Annotated in this window: 14 protein-coding genes; 11 read left to right on the forward strand and 3 right to left on the reverse strand. The window is 53.6% G+C overall.

Translation table 11 applies throughout. The annotated features are described in order from the left end of the window. Positions 1 to 24 precede the first annotated feature (24 nt). From glgC to malQ, 3 genes are read left to right on the forward strand one after another with little or no spacing between them, the layout of a single operon-like run. A complete protein-coding gene (gene glgC, locus AB8516_RS20485) occupies positions 25 to 1,290 on the forward strand; it encodes a glucose-1-phosphate adenylyltransferase (protein WP_369163032.1) in 1,266 nt (421 codons plus the stop codon). Next, a complete protein-coding gene (locus AB8516_RS20490; RefSeq protein WP_369163034.1) occupies positions 1,280 to 2,995 on the forward strand; it encodes a glycoside hydrolase in 1,716 nt (571 codons plus the stop codon). The genes glgC and AB8516_RS20490 overlap by 11 nt, the downstream gene beginning before the upstream one ends. 17 nt (positions 2,996 to 3,012) lie before the next feature. After that, positions 3,013 to 4,509: a 4-alpha-glucanotransferase gene (malQ, locus tag AB8516_RS20495; RefSeq protein WP_369163035.1), complete on the forward strand. Its 1,497-nt coding sequence runs from the start codon at positions 3,013 to 3,015 to the stop codon at positions 4,507 to 4,509. A 271-nt stretch (positions 4,510 to 4,780) separates the two neighbouring features. Here the strand turns inward: malQ and AB8516_RS20500 are convergent, their stop codons facing one another. Then, positions 4,781 to 4,903, reverse strand: a complete 123-nt coding sequence (locus AB8516_RS20500) for a single-stranded DNA-binding protein (protein ID WP_108290915.1) — start codon at positions 4,901 to 4,903, stop codon at positions 4,781 to 4,783. A 74-nt stretch (positions 4,904 to 4,977) separates the two neighbouring features. On the opposite strand from AB8516_RS20500, the gene purL reads away from it, so the two are divergent. Continuing rightward, the gene (gene purL, locus AB8516_RS20505; RefSeq protein ID WP_369163037.1) at positions 4,978 to 8,865 is read left to right on the forward strand and encodes a phosphoribosylformylglycinamidine synthase; all 3,888 of its coding nucleotides are present in this window, start codon (positions 4,978 to 4,980) and stop codon (positions 8,863 to 8,865) included. Positions 8,866 to 8,969: 104 nt separating this feature from the next. On the opposite strand, the gene AB8516_RS20510 is transcribed toward purL, so the two are convergent. Further along, positions 8,970 to 9,614, reverse strand: a complete 645-nt coding sequence (locus tag AB8516_RS20510) for an endonuclease (RefSeq protein ID WP_369163038.1) — start codon at positions 9,612 to 9,614, stop codon at positions 8,970 to 8,972. A 485-nt stretch (positions 9,615 to 10,099) separates the two neighbouring features. On the opposite strand from AB8516_RS20510, the gene AB8516_RS20515 reads away from it, so the two are divergent. The 6 genes from AB8516_RS20515 to AB8516_RS20540 all read left to right on the forward strand — a co-directional run bounded on the left by AB8516_RS20515 (position 10,100) and on the right by AB8516_RS20540 (position 15,633). Further along, a complete protein-coding gene (locus AB8516_RS20515; RefSeq protein ID WP_369163353.1) occupies positions 10,100 to 10,273 on the forward strand; it encodes a hypothetical protein in 174 nt (57 codons plus the stop codon). Then, positions 10,218 to 11,843 (forward strand): XrtA system polysaccharide chain length determinant, encoded by a 1,626-nt coding sequence (locus tag AB8516_RS20520; protein WP_369163040.1) that lies wholly within the window; start codon positions 10,218 to 10,220, stop codon positions 11,841 to 11,843. Before AB8516_RS20515 ends, AB8516_RS20520 begins: the two co-directional genes overlap by 56 nt. Positions 11,844 to 11,953: 110 nt before the next feature. After that, positions 11,954 to 13,210 carry a serine hydroxymethyltransferase gene (glyA, locus tag AB8516_RS20525; RefSeq protein ID WP_369163042.1) on the forward strand — a complete coding sequence of 419 codons (1,257 nt, stop codon included), beginning with the start codon at positions 11,954 to 11,956 and terminating at the stop codon, positions 13,208 to 13,210. 121 nt (positions 13,211 to 13,331) lie between these two features. Further along, entirely contained in the window at positions 13,332 to 13,844 is a 513-nt protein-coding gene (gene nrdR / locus AB8516_RS20530) for a transcriptional regulator NrdR (protein WP_069121562.1), read from the forward strand. Positions 13,845 to 13,867: 23 nt separating this feature from the next. After that, positions 13,868 to 14,968: a bifunctional diaminohydroxyphosphoribosylaminopyrimidine deaminase/5-amino-6-(5-phosphoribosylamino)uracil reductase RibD gene (gene ribD / locus AB8516_RS20535; protein ID WP_369163341.1), complete on the forward strand. Its 1,101-nt coding sequence runs from the start codon at positions 13,868 to 13,870 to the stop codon at positions 14,966 to 14,968. 2 nt (positions 14,969 to 14,970) lie between these two features. Continuing rightward, positions 14,971 to 15,633, forward strand: coding sequence for a riboflavin synthase (locus tag AB8516_RS20540; protein ID WP_369163044.1), 663 nt, complete (start codon positions 14,971 to 14,973; stop codon positions 15,631 to 15,633). A gap of 9 nt (positions 15,634 to 15,642) precedes the next feature. Here AB8516_RS20540 and AB8516_RS20545 read toward each other — a convergent pair whose 3' ends face one another. Next, a complete protein-coding gene (locus AB8516_RS20545; RefSeq protein ID WP_369163045.1) occupies positions 15,643 to 16,362 on the reverse strand; it encodes a spondin domain-containing protein in 720 nt (239 codons plus the stop codon). A 240-nt stretch (positions 16,363 to 16,602) separates the two neighbouring features. Between AB8516_RS20545 and ribBA the strand changes: the two genes are divergently transcribed. Beyond that, the gene (ribBA, locus tag AB8516_RS20550; RefSeq protein WP_369163047.1) at positions 16,603 to 17,721 is read left to right on the forward strand and encodes a bifunctional 3,4-dihydroxy-2-butanone-4-phosphate synthase/GTP cyclohydrolase II; all 1,119 of its coding nucleotides are present in this window, start codon (positions 16,603 to 16,605) and stop codon (positions 17,719 to 17,721) included. Positions 17,722 to 17,859: the final 138 nt, after the last annotated feature.

Here is a 17,859-nt window from a genome sequence, read left to right on the forward strand (position 1 = left end):
GCTTTGGCAATGGAGGAGTGATCGATGACTGAACAGAGTCCGCGTTTCGTCAGCCGGCTGACTCGCAATACGCTTGCCCTGATACTGGCGGGTGGACGCGGTTCCCGACTCAAGCACCTGACTAAATGGCGTTCGAAGCCTGCGGTACCCTTCGGAGGGAAGTTCAGGATCGTCGATTTCCCCCTCTCCAACTGTATCAATTCCGGTATTCGCCAGGTGGGGGTACTGACGCAATACAAAGCCCATTCACTGTTGTTGCATATTCAGCGTGGTTGGGGCTTTCTGCGGGGTGAATTTGGTGAATTCGTGGAATTGCTCCCGGCCCAGCAGCGCATTGAAAGCAGCTGGTACGAGGGTACGGCTGATGCGGTCTACCAAAATCTGGACATCCTCCGCAGCCACAACCCGGACTATGTATTGGTCCTGGCGGGAGACCACATCTATAAAATGGATTATGGCACCATGATCGCCGAACATGTGGAATCCGGCGCCGATATGACCGTTGGCTGCCTCACGGTCGATCTGGAGAGTGCCAAAGAGTTTGGTGTGATGACGGTGGATAGTGACGGATGGGTGGTCGATTTCCATGAGAAACCCGCCAATCCGAAGCCGATTCCAGGTAAGGAGAATGAGGCTCTGGCCTCGATGGGAATCTATGTGTTTAACCGTAAGTTCTTGTTTGAACAGTTGATAAAAGATGCGGATACGCCCAACTCATCCCACGATTTCGGCAAGGACATCATACCCAAAGTGATCGAGAAATACCGTGTGATGGCCTATCGTTTCAGAGATGCCACCAGCGGTAAGCAGGCCTACTGGCGGGATGTGGGTACGATTGATGCGTTCTGGACGGCCAATCTGGAGCTGATTGGCGTTACACCCCCCCTCAATCTCTATGACCGGAGTTGGCCGATCTGGACCTATCAGGAGCAGTTACCGCCCGCAAAGTTTGTTTTTGATGACGATGAGCGTAGAGGCATGGCGGTTGATTCCATGGTTTCCGGCGGATGTGTCATATCGGGCGCCAAAGTAACGAACTCACTGCTTTTTTCCAATGTGCGTGTCAATTCCTACAGTGAAGTGAATGAAACCGTTGTTTTGCCGGATGTTAACATCGGACGCAACTGCCGTATCAGCAAAGCGGTGATTGATCGTGGTTGTGATATACCGGAGGGCACGGTCATCGGTGAGGACCCGGACCTGGATGCGGAACGCTTTTATGTCAGTGAAAAGGGTGTCGTATTGGTGACGCCGGAAATGTTAGGCCAGGTAATCCACCATGTCAGATGATTTAGAGCCGGACAACCGCTTGCAGGTTGTCTTATGCTGGCACATGCATCAGCCCTACTATAAGGGGCCGGATGATAGTGAGTACCTGTTACCCTGGGTCTATCTGCACGGCATCAAAGACTACTCTGATATGGTGGCCCATCTGGAGCACACGCCGGATGCCAAGGCGGTGGTGAATTTTGCCCCTGTCTTGTTGGAACAGATCGATGACTATGCTACCCAGATCAAGGCCTGGCTGAATAAAGGTACTTTGATTCGCGATCCGTTACTGGCGGCGCTCGCCGGACCGGGACTTCCGGTGGATACGGTATCCCGCAAGGCAATTATTTCCGCCTGTCTCAAGGCCAATGAAAACCGCCTCATCAGCCGTTTCAAGCATTTCAGTGAATTGGCGGCGCTGGCCAAGCATGCATTGGAAAACGAGGCCATGATTGCCTATTTCAATGATCAATATCTGGTCGATCTTTTGATCTGGTACCATCTGTCCTGGGTCGGCGAATGCCAGCGGATGAACGATATTCGGGTACGGTCCTTGCAGGCAAAGGGGCATGGTTTCGACCAGGACGACCGGCGTCGTATGATCGAGTTGATCTGGGAGATTTTGAGCAATCTCACCCAGCGTTACGCAAAACTGGCGGATCAGGGCCAGGTAGAGCTTTCGGTAACACCCTACGCCCACCCGATCATTCCCCTGCTGACAGATATAAATGCCGCCAAAGAGGCCTTGCCGACTATTGCCATGCCTGGGTTGGAGGAGTATCCAGGTGGTGAATCCCGGGCCCGTTGGCATATGCGTAAAGGCATCGAGGTATTCGAGAAGCATTTCGGCTTTAAGCCTAAAGGGTGTTGGCCTTCAGAGGGTGGAGTCAGTGAGGCGACCCTGAAGATGCTGGAGGAGGAGGGCTTTGAATGGGCGGCCACCGGCCAACAGGTTTTGAGTAACAGCCTGATGGCCGGAGGCGGCGATATGCCCCTTCCCGATAATTGGGTGCATTCGGCCTACTGTGTCCAGGAAGGCCATCTGAATATGTTCTTTCGGGACGATGGCCTCTCCGATCTGATCGGATTCACCTACGGTGAGTGGCATTCCGACGACGCGGTGGGGGATTTGATAAACCATCTTGTAAATATCGCCGATGCCTGTCAGGACAATCCTGATGCCGTGGTCTCGATAATCATGGACGGGGAGAATGCCTGGGAATACTACCCCTACAATGGATGCTACTTTCTACGGGCCATGTACGAACGTCTGTCACAACATCCCCGGTTATCTCTAACCACATTCTCTGAGGTACTGGATCGTCAACAGCAGCCGCCTCCCAGACTCTCGAAACTGGTGGCGGGCAGTTGGGTTTACGGCACCTTCACTACCTGGATCGGCGACAAGGACAAGAATCGCGCCTGGGATCTGCTGGGGGATGCGAAGAAGGTATATGATCGCGTGTTGGCGCAGAATGAATTCAGCAAGCGAAAGTTGGCGGAGTTGGAAAAACAGTTAGCGATCTGTGAGGGGTCTGATTGGTTCTGGTGGTTTGGAGACTATAATCCAGGTGAAACCGTCAGCGATTTCGAACAGCTGTTTCGCAGCCAGCTTTCCTACCTTTTCGACCTGCTGGGAGAACCCAAACCCGACTATCTATCTCAAGTCTTTGCCGTAGGAAGTGGTAATCCATCCCTGGGTGGGGTAATGAAGAAAAATGATTGAAGTGATGAGATACGTGAATGAATAATGTTGCCGAAGAAAATTTTCGGCCAGTCCATCAGATTTTGACCCGTCGCCGGGCAGGCATTCTTTTACATATCACATCCCTTCCCGGACCGGGTGTGGTTGGGGATCTGGGCAGAGATGCCTATCATTTCGTCGATTTCCTGGTCTCCTCGGGAGTGAGCGTCTGGCAAATTCTGCCGATCGGGCCCACCATGCATGACAATTCACCCTATCAGAGCAGCTCCGTCTATGCCGGCAATCCCCGCCTGATAAGTCTGGAGCTGCCACTGCAAAAGGGTTGGCTTGAAGCTATACCCGAAAGCGAGGATGTACTCTCCGACGCAGTGAAAAGCTATGCCATAAAACTGGCTTGGGAAGGGTTTAAGGAGCGCGCCGATAAGGGTGACAGGGACGATTACCAACGCTTTGTAGCAGAGCAGAAGCATTGGCTTGAGGATTATGTCCTGTTCCAGGCATTGCACCAGGAAGAGGGGGGCTGTTGGTGGGAATGGCATACCACCCTGAGGGACAGGGAACCACAGGCGATTGCAGAGTCAAGAGCACGCTTCACAGAGACCATTGACGTTATTCGTTTTGAACAATATCTGTTTTTTACCGAGTGGATGAATCTGAAGCACTATGCCAATGAGCGTGGGGTACTGCTATTTGGCGATCTGCCCATCTTCGTGGCTCATGATAGTGCTGAAGTGTGGGCCCATCGCGAGTTCTTTGATCTGCTCGAGGATGGTCATCCCAGGGTGGTTGCCGGTGTGCCTCCCGACTATTTTTCCGATACCGGGCAGCGCTGGGGTAATCCGCTTTATTGCTGGGAAAGGCTGGAAGCGGATGATTTTTCGTTCTGGATCGAACGTCTCAGGGCTCAGTCAACCCTGTTCGATTTTTTGCGTATCGATCATTTTCGGGGATTTGAAGCCTATTGGGAGATACCGGCAGAGGAAAAGACGGCGGTCAATGGCAGGTGGGTGGAGGCTCCCGGTGAAAGATTGTTCGAACAACTCTATACAGATCTGCCGGATCTGGAGCTGGTGGCAGAGGATCTGGGCGTGATCACACCGGAGGTGGATGCGTTGCGCAAGGCCTATCATCTGCCCGGCATGAAGATCCTGCAGTTTGCTTTTTCCGGGGGAGCGGATAACCCCTACCTCCCGTTCCACCACACCCGCGACTCGGTGGTCTATACCGGAACCCACGACAATGACACCACCCTGGGCTGGTATAGGGGGCTTGATGACGGAACCCGCGAGTTTGTCGATGACTATCTGGGCAAGCCGCGTGAGGCCATGCCATGGCCTCTGATTCGTGCTGCCCTGTCTTCCAGGGCAAATCTGGCGGTAATCCCTTTCCAGGATGTGCTGGGTCTTGATGGGGCTCACCGGATGAACACTCCGGGCACCACTGAGGGCAATTGGGATTGGAGATTCGATTGGGAACAGATTAAGCACGGCACTGCCGAGCGCCTGTTACGTTCGATCAAGATGTACGGCAGATAACGGTCAATGAGTGATGTATTATCAACACGACATATTTGGTCGCCACGTTAATATCATGAGTTGAGAGGGCGATCGCGAAAAAAAAACCACTCCGACACCAGGCCGAAGTGGCTATACCAAAGGAGGATGGAGGAGATAAGCCGCCGTCACAATGCAGTTTCGGCTGACTTGGCACTATTTCACCATCCACAGACTTTTCTTTCATTGAGAAAAATCAATCCAATCATAATGTAACAATTTGCATAACCGATTGGATTGGATTCAACAGCCCTTAATCTTCTTCGCTGGGATCCTCCGCGGATGAGGACTTGTGACTGCCGCCGGCGAGAAAGAGTGCGGCGACGCCCAGTGCGAGGAGGATGATCAATGAGATGGCTATCAGGATATTACTCATGGATTACGGTGCTCTCTTAATTGGTGTTTTTCGAGTATCATTGTGCTTTTTCCGACCTGCAGGATAAAGGCCCAATGTTGATTCTCCGTGGCGCGCCAGCCCTCTCTGAATTTCGTCTACAGAAACTCGCCCAACGTCTCTCAGGCTTGCTAAACGGAAAAGCGGGTGTTGTCTCGGAGTATCTCCATATTGCCGATGTCAACCAATCCCTCGATGAGAGAGAGAGGGCAGTGCTCGACAATCTGTTGAGCTATGGACCCGCCATGCCTGATATACGGCATGATGGCACCCTTTTATTGGTGGTCCCACGACCCGGTACTCTCTCGCCCTGGTCTACCAAGGCCACCGATATCGCCCACCACTGCGGCTTACAGAAAATACAACGCCTGGAACGCGGCTTGGCATTCTATCTGACCCTGGATGAAAGGGGGCTTGACAGTAAACAGTATGTGATTGCGGCCGAACAGTTGCGTGACCGCATGACCGAAATTGTGCTGTCGGATGCTGAGGATGCGACCTGCCTATTCAATCGTGCCGAGCCTAAGCACTACATCCAAGTGGATATTCTGGGAGGTGGGGAGAGGGCATTACACAATGCCAATACGGAGTTGGGCCTTGCACTGTCGGATGACGAGATCGAATATCTGGTGGAGAGCTTTCAGTCCCTGCAACGTAATCCCACTGATGTGGAACTGATGATGTTTGCCCAGGCCAATTCAGAACACTGCAGGCATAAGATATTCAACGCAGACTGGATTATCGATGGAGAGCATCAGCAGCGATCTCTGTTTGAGATGATTCGCAATACGACCGACAGTTCGCCAGCTGAAGTCCTTTCGGCGTACAAGGACAATGCCGCAGTCATCAGCGGTCCGAGCGCAGAGCGATTCGTGCTTGATCCGGAAACCAATGTCTACAGCTTCGGCCAGGAGGATATCCACATTCTGATGAAGGTGGAGACCCACAACCACCCAACGGCGATCTCTCCCGATCCGGGGGCGGCCACAGGTTCCGGGGGTGAGATTCGTGACGAGGGCGCGACTGGAAAGGGCGCCAAGCCGAAGGCGGGCCTGTGCGGTTTTTCAGTCTCCAATCTGCGTATTCCCGATGGTGAAATGCCTTGGGAGGTCGACTACGGCAAACCCGGCCGCATCGTTTCCGCCCTGGATATTATGCTGGAGGGTCCGATCGGCGCCGCTTCATTCAATAATGAATTCGGCCGCCCGAACCTGAATGGATATTTCCGCACATATGAGGCCCGGGTGCCCGGGCCGGTTGGAGAGGAGTTGCGTGGATATCACAAACCGATCATGTTGGCGGGTGGTTTGGGGAATATCCGCGCCGAACATATCGAAAAGGGTGGCTTTCCCAGCGGATCACCCTTGGTTGTCCTCGGGGGCCCGGCCATGCTGATCGGCCTTGGCGGCGGCGCGGCTTCCAGCATGGCCAGCGGTACTTCTGCGGAGGATCTCGACTTTGCATCCGTCCAACGCTCAAACCCGGAGATGCAGCGTCGCTGTCAGGAGGTGATCGATGCCTGTTGGGTGCGGGGTGATGCCAATCCGATTCTGTTTATCCACGATGTGGGTGCCGGTGGCCTCTCCAATGCCTTGCCGGAGCTGGTTCACGACGCCGCATTAGGCGGACGTTTCGAGCTGCGCACAGTGCCAAATGACGATCCCGGAATGTCACCGATGGAAATCTGGTGCAATGAGTCCCAGGAACGCTATGTCATGGCCGTCGATGTGGATAAACTGGATGAGTTCAAGGCGATCTGTGAGCGTGAACGCTGCCCCTATGCTATCGTCGGCGAGGCGATGGATGAGGAGCATCTGGTTTTGGGTGATGCCCATTTCGACAATAATCCCATCGATATTCCGATGAGCCTGCTGTTCGGTAAACCACCGCGCATGCTGCGGGATGTGCGACGCAAGACCTTTCAAAAACAACAGCTCGATTTTTCCGGTGTCGATCTCAAACAGGCTGCCCTGAGGGTGCTGCAGCTGCCGACTGTGGCCAATAAGACTTTCCTGATCACTATCGGCGATCGTTCGATCACCGGCATGGTGAATCGTGATCAGATGGTGGGGCCCTGGCAGGTCCCGGTTGCTGATCTGGCAGTGACATCCTCCGGGCTGATGGGCTACACCGGTGAGGCCATGGCGATGGGAGAGAGGACCCCGCTGGCACTGCTGGATGCCCCTGCATCCGGACGCATGGCGATCGGTGAAGCGATTACCAATATAGCGGCGGCGAGAATCGAAAAACTCTCCGATATCAAGCTCTCTGCCAATTGGATGGCGCCGGCCGGACATCCCGGTGAGGATGCGAAGCTCTATGAAACGGTGAAGGCGGTGGGTATGGAGTTGTGTCCGGCCTTGGGTATCGCCATCCCGGTGGGTAAGGACTCTATGTCGATGAAGACGGTGTGGCATGAGGGCGACCAGGAGCTTGCGGTGACTGCACCCCTTTCCCTGATCGTCTCCGCCTTTGCCCCGGTGATGGATATCAGGTCCACCCAAACGCCGATGTTGCGTAGCGATGCCGGGGATTCCGATTTGATTCTGATCGATCTGGGAAAGGGAAAGAACCGCCTGGGGGCCACCGCGTTGGCCCAGGTCTATCAACAGATTGGCCACCATGGCGCCGACCTGGAGGATCCGGATGCCTTGCGACGCTTTTTCGCACTGATTCAGGAACTCAACCAGAACGATCTGATATTGGCCTATCATGACCGTTCGGACGGTGGACTGTTCACAACAATCTGTGAAATGGCATTCGCCGGTCGTTGTGGTGTGAGTGTGGAGATCGATGATCTGGGGGACGATGACCTTGCCATACTCTTCAGTGAGGAGTTGGGGGCGGTGATACAAGTGCCTCACCGTGATACCGATGAAGTATTGAAGATGTTAAGCGATGATGGGCTGAGACGCTGTAGCCATGTGATCGGAACCCTCAACGGTGATGACCGGATTGAATTCACACGGGCCGGAAAAAAGGTGCTGAGTGCCACCAGGGTGGAATTACAACAGGCCTGGTCGGAGACCACGCGTCAGATGCAGGCATTGCGCGACAACCCTGACTGCGCTCAGGAGGAGTATGATCGTATCGCTGAGGCGGATCCCGGTATCCAGATAAAACTCAACTTCGATCCCGATGAAGATATTGCCTCACCGATGGTGGCCACCGGTATCAGGCCGCCAATGGCGATATTGCGTGAGCAGGGCGTCAACGGGCAGCTGGAGATGGCGGCGGCCTTCCACCGCGCCGGGTTCGAGTGTGTGGATGTGCATATGTCGGATATCATCGAGGGTCGTGTCGGCCTGAGTGGTTTCAGAGGCCTGGTGGCCTGCGGCGGTTTTTCATATGGGGATGTATTGGGCGCGGGAGAGGGTTGGGCCAAATCCGCCCTGTTCAATAGCCGGGCCAGGGATGAGTTCGAAGCCTTTTTCAACCGCCAGGATACCTTCGCGCTTGGGGTCTGCAACGGCTGTCAGATGCTCTCCAATCTGCATCAACTGATTCCGGGCGCCGATTACTGGCCCCATTTCGTGCGTAACCGATCCGAACAGTTCGAGGCGCGACTTGTCACTGTAGAGATCTGTGACACACCATCCATCCTTTTGAACGGAATGAGCGGTTCCAGAATACCGATCGTTGTGGCCCATGCCGAGGGGCGCGCCGAGTTCAACGACCCGCAGCATCTGCAGGATGCGGGTGAACTCACGGTGATGCGCTATCTCGAAAACAATGGTGAAATGGCTAGCCGTTATCCGGCCAATCCAAACGGTTCTCCCGAAGGGGTCGCGGGGCTTTGTAACAAGGATGGCCGGGTGACGATTATGATGCCGCATCCGGAGCGTGTCACCCGTACGGTTCAGTACTCCTGGCACCCGGATGATTGGGACGAGGACGCCCCATGGCTGCGACTGTTTCGCAATGCCCGGGTCTGGGTGGATTGAAGGCACTGCAGCGAGCAGTATCCAGTATGTTTTGTTAACGGTGATTGGCACTCATTTACGGCCTCTGTTTCGCTACCCGATCGGGGTGTGAACCAAACCGGTTTTCAGAGAGAGTGTTCATCTCCCAATATACGTGCGGACTTGTGGGTCAATCCTGGATGATTCTTGAGTGCATAACCGGCGAAATGGAGATTTAGAATCGCCTCCTGGAGGCTGTTACGCAGGGAGGAGTTGGGTGAGTCGAGGTGCTGCGCCAGTGCCTTCAACGGTACCTCAAGATGATGTGGGTGTACCGCTACCGGCAGATTCAAGCGACCGGCGAGATTCAGGAAGGGATCGAGGGGGGCGACATCCGGTTGGTTGTGATGATGAGCCCGGCAAGAATAGACGAGTTCCACATCCTCCGGTATCACATTCAGATATTCCCTATAGGTATCAGCAAGGGCTTCACTGATGTCGGTCTCACCGTTGATTACAGATCGGACTATCTGGGTAATGCCTCGGGCGGATTGCAGGTTTGGTTCGCATGCAAGTATCGCAGCCATCAGGTGTCGTTGCGTTTTGCTCAGATTGTTGGCCTGGTAACCGGACATATTGAATTGGCGTTGATCCGCGAGGTTCCTTAGAAAAGCCTGAGTACAGACAAAATACCTTGATGTATAGTGAAACAACTCTTCGGCACAACCACCCCAGCCGGCATGGAACTCCGGGTAGTACAAACCATCAACACACTTCAAGTTGCCATTCATGATGTCTGACCTTTCTCGATGCCGTGTTGTCTATTGGGTGATTACTGCCGATTTGTCTGTCAGATGTATCAGGCATGAGAGGCCATGGCTCTATATGCGCCTGTCATGCCTCTCGTAGCATAATATAGCTTAAATGTGGGTAATAACCCCCCGAAATAGTGTTGTCATCGATGTACTTTTATATTCAATCTATTGATTTTAAATAAAAATTCAATAGATTGGCAGGCGGACTCACCTGGCTGACGGGGAGGGTCCGTCAGGCGTGGGCTTGATGCCGGATGCATATCCAATCAAGCCATCCAAGCGGAGTGTGTTGTACTCTAAATTAGGGTATATGTCGGAATTCCCTCCCATCGATGGATTGTGTATCGGGATAATTCCGACAAAGCGGGTTGGAAAGAAGTGAAATCAGCAGGTTGCCACACCGATGAATTGGATGGTATCTAATGCTGGATTAGCTGTGTTGGACTATATAGACTGAACGGATGGATAAGGATGAAGTTTCCAGGGACGGTGATTCATCAGGGAATAAAAAACAAAATCAGGCTTGGCTATGGAATCGAGTGGAAGCGCTGTTAATCATTGCATATTCAACTCAGGTAAATGAACGATATTATTTTACAGATAAAGAATTATATTCGGTCGGCATGGCGATTTAGATGGCCGGCGGTTGCGGTTGCATGGGCAGTTGCTTTGGTTGGCTGGGCGGTAATATTCATACTGCCTGATAAATATGAATCCGAAGCAAAGGTGTATGTGGATACCGAGAGCGTGCTGCGGCCGCTTCTCGAGGGTCTGGCGGTGCAAAACGACATGAATCAACGTCTGCACCTGATGACCAGAACCCTGCTGAGTCATGAGAATCTACAAAAGCTGATACTCCAAACGGACTTGGATCACCTCGCTACAAACCATGAAGAGCGCGAACAACTTATAGGCTGGCTAAGGAAAACCATCGTAATCGATGTCGATCGACGACGTATTCCAGGTACACGTGAAACGGAGAATTTCTATACCATCAGGTATATCTATAGTGACCGTTTCATGGCGCAAAAAGTGGTACAGGTATTGCTTGACATCTTTGTCGAGAGCGCATTGGGCGATACCCGTATCGAGTCGGATGCCGCGCAAAAGTTTCTGCAACAGCAGATACGGGAATATGAAACCAGACTTGTCGAGGCCGAAAACAAGCTGACCGAATTCAAACGCAAGAATGTCGATACCTTGCCCCGGGAAGGGGCTGGTATATTCCAACGACTTGAAGAGGCCAGGACGGGACTTGAGGAAATTCAGCTGCAACTCAAAGAGGCCCGGATTCGACGTGACGAGCTTAAGCGGCAATACACGACAACGCTTGCGGAAGAGGAGCAGAGGAGGGCCAGTCTTGGTGTATCCGCAAATGCCGATTCGCCGACGGCACAGCGTTTGCTCGCGATGCAGACACGCCTGGATGAACTGCTTCTGCGGTATACGGAAGAGCATCCGGATGTTCAGGAGTTGAAGGAAACCATCGAGGATTTGAAACAGCAGGCGGCTGCGGCACCCCCCGTGGCGGCGAGTTCCCTTACTGCACCGAGTTCCGTGTCGACGGCGTTAGAGCAGTTGAAACTCTCCTATCGCCAATCAGAGGTCGAATTGAGGACGATACGGCTGCGTCATGATGAGTATCAAGCCCGAGTCAGTGAACTCAAAAAGAAACTGGATACCCTGCCTAAAGTTGAAGCGGAGTTGACCCGGCTGAACCGTGACTACTCCATCAATAAAGAGAACTACCAGGAATTGGTGCAAAGGCTCGAATCGGCGAGGATGTCGGAACAGGCTGACGAGGCCGGCGACAATCTAAAATTCAGAATTGTTGAGCCGCCCAAGGTCCCCATACTCCCCATTGGTCCAAAACGACTGCTGTTGTCCGCCCTGGTCCTGTTGGGTGCATTGGGTATTGGTGGAGGCCTGGCATTCCTGCTGTCGACAATAAAGCCCGTCTATTTTGATATGCGCACACTCAGAGCGGAGTTGGAGTTTCCTGTTCTGGGACAGGTAACGAGAATAATGACGGATGATGTGAGGATGAAGCGGCGGCTTGAAATCGGTGGTTTCGTATCCGTCGTTATTCTGCTGTTTCTGCTGTTCGTCGGTATCGTACTCATCCATGTCATGGGAATGAGGGAAGACATCATTATGCTGGTCAAACAATCGGGTCTTCTCTCGCTTCTCGGCAATGGTACGTAAATCCCTCCCATAGGGATGCTTTGATCGATCAGGCCGCTCTCAATAGCACAGGACTCAGATCCGATATTTTGATATATTTCCGCCCTTCCACTATGGCCGGAGAGAACGAGATGTTCAAAAAAAGCATGCAGATTCAGGGTTATGACGACGAACTTTGGGCAGCCATAGAGGCGGAGGAGCGGCGTCAGGAAGAGCATATTGAACTCATAGCATCAGAAAACTACACCAGCCCAAGGGTCATGCAGGCCCAGGGTGGAGTGATGACCAACAAATATGCGGAGGGATATCCGCGGAAGCGCTATTATGGCGGTTGTGAAAATGTCGATGTTGCCGAGCAGCTGGCCATCGATCGTGCCAAGGCACTGTTCAGTGCGGACTATGCCAATGTGCAGCCCCATTCCGGTTCCCAGGCCAATGCAGCGGTCTATATGGCATTGTGTGAGCCTGGGGATACCATACTCGGCATGAGTCTGGCGCATGGTGGTCATCTGACCCATGGCGCCAAGCCCAACTTCTCCGGAAAAATATATCATGCAATCCAATATGGATTGAATCCCGATAGTGGTGAAATCGACTACGACGAAGTTGAGCGCCTGGCCAGAGAGCATAAACCGAAAATGATCGTGGCCGGTTTTTCAGCCTATTCAAGGGTTGTCGATTGGCAACGATTTCGCGATATTGCCGATGAAGTGGGTGCCTATCTGTTTGTCGATATGGCCCACGTTGCCGGCCTGATAGCCGCCGGACATTACCCCAATCCTGTACAGATTGCGGATGTCACCACGACCACCACACATAAGACCCTGCGTGGACCACGTGGCGGCTTGATCCTGGCCAAGGCAAATCCGGAAATCGAAAAGAAGCTGAATTCTCTGGTCTTTCCAGGCACACAGGGTGGCCCGTTAATGCATGTTATCGCGGCCAAGGCTGTGGCCTTCAAGGAGGCGATGGAACCTGAATTCAAGGCCTATCAACGGGATGTCATCGAGAATGCGCGTGCCATGGCCAAGGTCTTCATGGAACGGGGATATGATGTGGTCTCCAAGGGAACGGATGATCATCTCTTCCTCGTCAGTTTCATCGAGGCAGGCCTGACCGGTAAAGATGTTGATGCCTGGCTGGGTGCGGCGAATATCACTGTGAACAAGAATGCGGTACCCAATGATCCTCAGTCGCCATTTGTGACATCGGGGATAAGGGTCGGCACACCTGCGGTTACAACCCGTGGTTTCAGCGAAAAGGATTGCGTGGAATTGACGGGTTGGATGTGTGATGTGATCGATAGTCGGGGTGATCAGGCGGTTATCGATGAAATCAGGGCAAAGGTTCTCGCAATCTGTGCCAAATATCCTGTTTATAAGGATTAATGATGATTTTTGAGTACTGAATGCAATGTGCATGCTTCACACGGTTATTAAGCGATGTAGGTGCGTGCAGAGTGAGCATTAAATTTCAAAACTCAAAATTTAAAATTCAAAATTTATAAAGATGCGTTGTCCATTCTGTGGGGCCCAGGATACAAAAGTTATCGACTCCCGACTTGCAGGAGAGGGTGATCAGATTCGCAGGCGTCGCGAGTGCACGGTCTGCAAGGAGCGCTTCACTACCTACGAGACGGCAGAACTCAATCTTCCCTGGGTGGTAAAACAGGATGGCAGTCGGGTCCATTTCGACGGTCGCAAGCTTCGTGCGGGAATGGCTCGCGCACTGGAAAAGAGGCCAGTGAGCGCCGAGCACCTGGATACGGCAATCAACCACATTACCCGAAAATTGATGGCAGGTGGTGAGCGGGAGGTCGCTTCGCTGGCGATTGGCGAACTGGTTATGGATGAGTTGAAGCGGTTGGATCAGGTTGCCTATGTCAGGTTCGCTTCCGTATATCGTAAATTTGAAGACGTGAATGCCTTTCGCGAAGAGATCGAAAAGCTGGAGCAACAACCGAGTCCTGAAGAGCATCGGCGACAGCTTGAACTGTTGCGTGACGAGGAAAAGAAGCGTTGAACAGTGCCCTCGACCAACGCTTTATGGCGCGGGCCATTCAACTTGCCAGGCTGGGTTGGTACAGCACTCACCCAAATCCCCGTGTCGGCTGTCTGATCGTCAAAGAGGGTGAGGTCATTGCCGAAGGTTACCACCGGCGTGCCGGGGAACCCCATGCCGAGCGTAATGCCCTGGCAAAGGCAGGTGTAGCCGCCAGTGGGGCGACAGCCTATGTAACCCTGGAGCCATGCTGCCATCAAGGCAGGACACCCCCGTGCACTGAGGCCCTTATTGAGTCGGGTGTGAAACGTGTCGTGGTGGGGATGCCTGATCCGAATCCCTTGGTAGCGGGGCAAGGCCTGGAACTGTTGCGTCAAGCCGGCATCCAGGTCACTGAGGGAGTGATGCGGTCACAGGTGGAGGCACTCAACCCGGGGTTTATCAAGCGCATGATCCATGGGCTGCCCTATATACGGTGCAAAATGGCTATGAGTCTGGATGGCCGCACAGCTATGGCTGATGGTGAGAGCCAATGGATAACCTCACCCGCAGCCCGGGTGGATGTGCAAAGGTTGCGCGCCCAGAGTGCAGCCATACTCACGGGCGTAGGGACCCTGCTGGCCGATGATCCCTCTATGAATGTTCGCTTGTCCGCGATGGAGCTGGGTCTCGAGGAAGGTGTTCCGATTCCACACCCGGTTCGGGTTGTGCTGGATCCTGAACTTGCTACACCGGGGGACGCTAAAATGCTCGGTTTGCCGGGACCCACGCTGATTATCTGCAGTGAAGAGCAACCGGTCCATGGCGCCGCACTGGAGGCTGCCGGCGCGCAAATTGTGCGGCTGCCGGGAGACAAACAGCGACTCGATCTACACCAGGTAATACGCTTTCTGGGAGAACAGGAGATCAATGAGGTTCTGTTGGAGTCGGGGGCGACCCTGGCCGGCGCAATGCTGGAACAGGGTCTGGTGGATGAGTTGATAATCTATCAGGCACCGCATCTGATGGGAAACAAGGGACGAGGCCTCTTCCTTCTCCCCGGTATTGCGCGAATGGCCGATCGAATCGCATTGCAGGTGACGGATTTACGTCAGGTTGGAACCGATATTCGTATTACCGCAAGACTTAGTGAAACTGGGGGCTGAGCATGTTTACCGGTATCATCCAGGCAGTCGGCACGATTGCCGGCATTGAGACCAGACAGGGTGATCTGCGCTTGACAGTCAATGGCTGTCAGCTCGATATGAGCGATGTGACATTGGGTGACAGCATCGCCACCAACGGTATCTGCCTGACAGTGATCGATTTTTCGCAAGAGGGCTTCAGCGCCGATGTTTCACGGGAGACACTCTCACTCACCACGCTTGAGAAACTGCAACCCGGGAGTCCGGTGAACCTGGAAAAGGCGTTGACCCTGAGTACCCCCCTGGGGGGGCATCTGGTGAGTGGTCATGTGGATGGTGTGGGGCGTGTGGTGGAACGGCGGGATGACGCCCGCTCGATACGTTTCAGGATAGAAGCGCCGGCAGGCCTGGCGCGCTATATTGCCCATAAAGGATCGATCTGCGTCGATGGTGTAAGCCTGACAGTGAACGGCGTGGCGGGCTCCGGTTTTGATTTGAACATCGTTCCCCATACGCTGAGACAGACCATTATGGAAAACTACCGGGTAGGCAGCGAAGTCAATCTTGAAGTCGATCTGGTTGCCCGTTACCTGGAGCGCCTGGTATTGGGTGGAGAGGAGACAAAACGCAGTGTCTCGGGAGTGACCGAGACACTGCTTAAAAAGTACGGCTTTATGCGAAATTAGGCTGCCGTTTTAGTCGTCCTTATTGATGCGCAGCACCAAACGGGCCACGGGACCCTGCCAGGTATGCACTCTGGCGTCGAGGTCGCTTATGCCGCCCGATGGATCGTCATCGCCGATCACGCCCCGATGCAGATGGACTGTCTGATTGTGATCCGCTCCCACTGAGGCAACGCCCCCACTCCCTGCATTACCACCGGGATCGGCCGGTATTCCCGGTGTACCCGGAGCGCCACCACCGGTAATGATTTCGTCATTCGCTTCGGTACCGGCATCATAGCCGTGCAAGTAGTAGGTGTAAGTCCCTTTTTTCTTGGGGATTCTCAACCCATCAAGGCCGACGAAGCCGTCATTGGTGGGTAGAAGCATACCCACGATCGAGAGGTATCGGTTTCTCTTCCTTGGCCTGTCGATGACCGCCTCGGCACTGGCGCCCGGCGCCAACAGGCCTGACGCCGGATTGGCGATATACTCGCCACCGGCTGCTTCCAGATCGCCTATCAGACCATCGATGTTGCCACCCTCCGCCATCGCCTGCAGATTGGCGGAGGCTGGTGCGCTGATCTCAAACAGGTGGGTATTGCGGTTGTGGGCGGCTACCAGCAGTGGCGTGAAGTAGACGGCGTTTGTCAGATTCGTGACCTCAATACTGATTTTTCTTTCGTCTGCCAAGGTGTTTGCAGAGATAAGCAAGCCGACAGATGCGGCTATGGCGGTCAGGGTTTTTTTCATGATCTTCTCCTCTTTGAGATCGGGGTGGTATTTTTACTGTGTATGAGAGTCTGTACCTCTAACTTCCATTTCCGGTCACGAAATCATCACAAATAGATCACATGGGAGGAGTCGACCGGCAACTGATCCTGCCACCTGGAATGAATGCACAGGAACCTGGTGGATGAATTTCAGATGCCCTGATCAGATTGCTCTGTTACAATAAGCGGTTAACTTTGAACACAATTTCATGGGTAGTACATGGCGCTTAACACCACAGAAGAGATCATTGACGACCTGAGGCAGGGGAAGATGGTCATCATCATGGACGATGAGGATCGTGAAAACGAGGGCGATTTGGTGATGGCGGCTGAGTGCGTGACAGCGGACGCCATCAATTTCATGGCCCGTTATGGGCGTGGTTTGATCTGTCTGACTCTCACCAAGGAGCGGTGCAGCCAGCTGCGGCTGCCACTGATGGTCACTACCGATGATGAACTTTCTGCCACTAACTTCACGGTGTCCATTGAGGCGGCGGATGGGGTCACTACAGGGATTTCCGCAGCGGACCGCTCCACTACCATCCGAGCAGCCGTGGCCCAAGATGCAAAACCGCAGGATCTCGTCCAGCCGGGACATATCTTTCCTCTGATGGCGCAACCCGGTGGCGTACTGGTGCGTGCCGGTCACACAGAGGCGGGCTGTGATTTGTCGCGTCTCGCGGGTCATTCGCCGGCTTCGGTTATCGTTGAGATCCTCAATGAGGACGGAACCATGGCCCGTCGTCCCGATCTGGAGAAATTCGCTGCAGACTTTGGTCTGAAGATTGGGACCATTGCCGATCTGATTCACTACAGAATAAGAAACGAGACCACTATCGAACGGGTGAGTGAGTGTAATTTTCCCACGCAATTTGGCAATTTTCGGCTGGTAGCCTACCAGGATATGGTGGATAACGAACTCCATCTGGCGCTCGTCAGGGGGCATCCCGCCGCCGACCGGCCGACGCTGGTCAGGGTCCACATGCAGAACAGTCTTTGTGATCTCTTCGAAGCTAAATTCAGTGAATGCGGGTGGCCGTTGCGAAATGCCATGAGTATGATCGGCAAGGAGGATGAGGGTGTCATCGTGGTGCTGAGGAATCACGATACGGCCAGGGAGATCGTGCAGAGAATGATCGACATGCAGGCTTTCGACAACTCGCAGAAAAAGTTTATCAAGCGAGACAACAGCAAGGAGTTGCGAACCTATGGTGTCGGGGCACAGATACTGTTCGATCTCGGGGTAAGAAAAATGCGGGTGCTCAGTGCGCCCAAGAGCATCCATGCCCTCTCCGGATTCGATATGGAGGTTACCGAGTACGTGGCGGGTGAACAGTAGATCGCCTGTTGCGAATGCGATCGGCGGCAGCGGCCAATCGGCACAATATATCGAGAAACAGGGCGGTGAGACGCCAGGATCGTAAAATTATACGTTGTAATGAATGGACTCCGGCTATAGTTTAGAGGCGAACGGTAA

The sequence above is a fragment of the Candidatus Thiodiazotropha sp. LNASS1 genome (assembly GCF_964212655.1).
Classification (GTDB): domain Bacteria; phylum Pseudomonadota; class Gammaproteobacteria; order Chromatiales; family Chromatiaceae; genus Thiodiazotropha.

Excerpts from the sequence above, each read along its gene's own strand:
- malQ (WP_369163035.1), top strand. The coding sequence starts at position 3,013 with ATGAATAATGTTGCCGAAGAAAATTTTCGGCCAGTCCATCAGATTTTG.
- AB8516_RS20500 (WP_108290915.1), bottom strand. The coding sequence starts at position 4,903 with ATGAGTAATATCCTGATAGCCATCTCATTGATCATCCTCCTCGCACTG.
- glyA (WP_369163042.1), top strand. The coding sequence starts at position 11,954 with ATGTTCAAAAAAAGCATGCAGATTCAGGGTTATGACGACGAACTTTGG.
- AB8516_RS20490 (WP_369163034.1), top strand. The coding sequence starts at position 1,280 with ATGTCAGATGATTTAGAGCCGGACAACCGCTTGCAGGTTGTCTTATGC.
- nrdR (WP_069121562.1), top strand. The coding sequence starts at position 13,332 with ATGCGTTGTCCATTCTGTGGGGCCCAGGATACAAAAGTTATCGACTCC.
- AB8516_RS20540 (WP_369163044.1), top strand. The coding sequence starts at position 14,971 with ATGTTTACCGGTATCATCCAGGCAGTCGGCACGATTGCCGGCATTGAG.
- ribBA (WP_369163047.1), top strand. The coding sequence starts at position 16,603 with ATGGCGCTTAACACCACAGAAGAGATCATTGACGACCTGAGGCAGGGG.
- AB8516_RS20520 (WP_369163040.1), top strand. The coding sequence starts at position 10,218 with ATGAACGATATTATTTTACAGATAAAGAATTATATTCGGTCGGCATGG.
- glgC (WP_369163032.1), top strand. The coding sequence starts at position 25 with ATGACTGAACAGAGTCCGCGTTTCGTCAGCCGGCTGACTCGCAATACG.
- ribD (WP_369163341.1), top strand. The coding sequence starts at position 13,868 with ATGGCGCGGGCCATTCAACTTGCCAGGCTGGGTTGGTACAGCACTCAC.
- AB8516_RS20515 (WP_369163353.1), top strand. The coding sequence starts at position 10,100 with ATGGATAAGGATGAAGTTTCCAGGGACGGTGATTCATCAGGGAATAAA.
- AB8516_RS20545 (WP_369163045.1), bottom strand. The coding sequence starts at position 16,362 with ATGAAAAAAACCCTGACCGCCATAGCCGCATCTGTCGGCTTGCTTATC.
- purL (WP_369163037.1), top strand. The coding sequence starts at position 4,978 with ATGTTGATTCTCCGTGGCGCGCCAGCCCTCTCTGAATTTCGTCTACAG.
- AB8516_RS20510 (WP_369163038.1), bottom strand. The coding sequence starts at position 9,614 with ATGAATGGCAACTTGAAGTGTGTTGATGGTTTGTACTACCCGGAGTTC.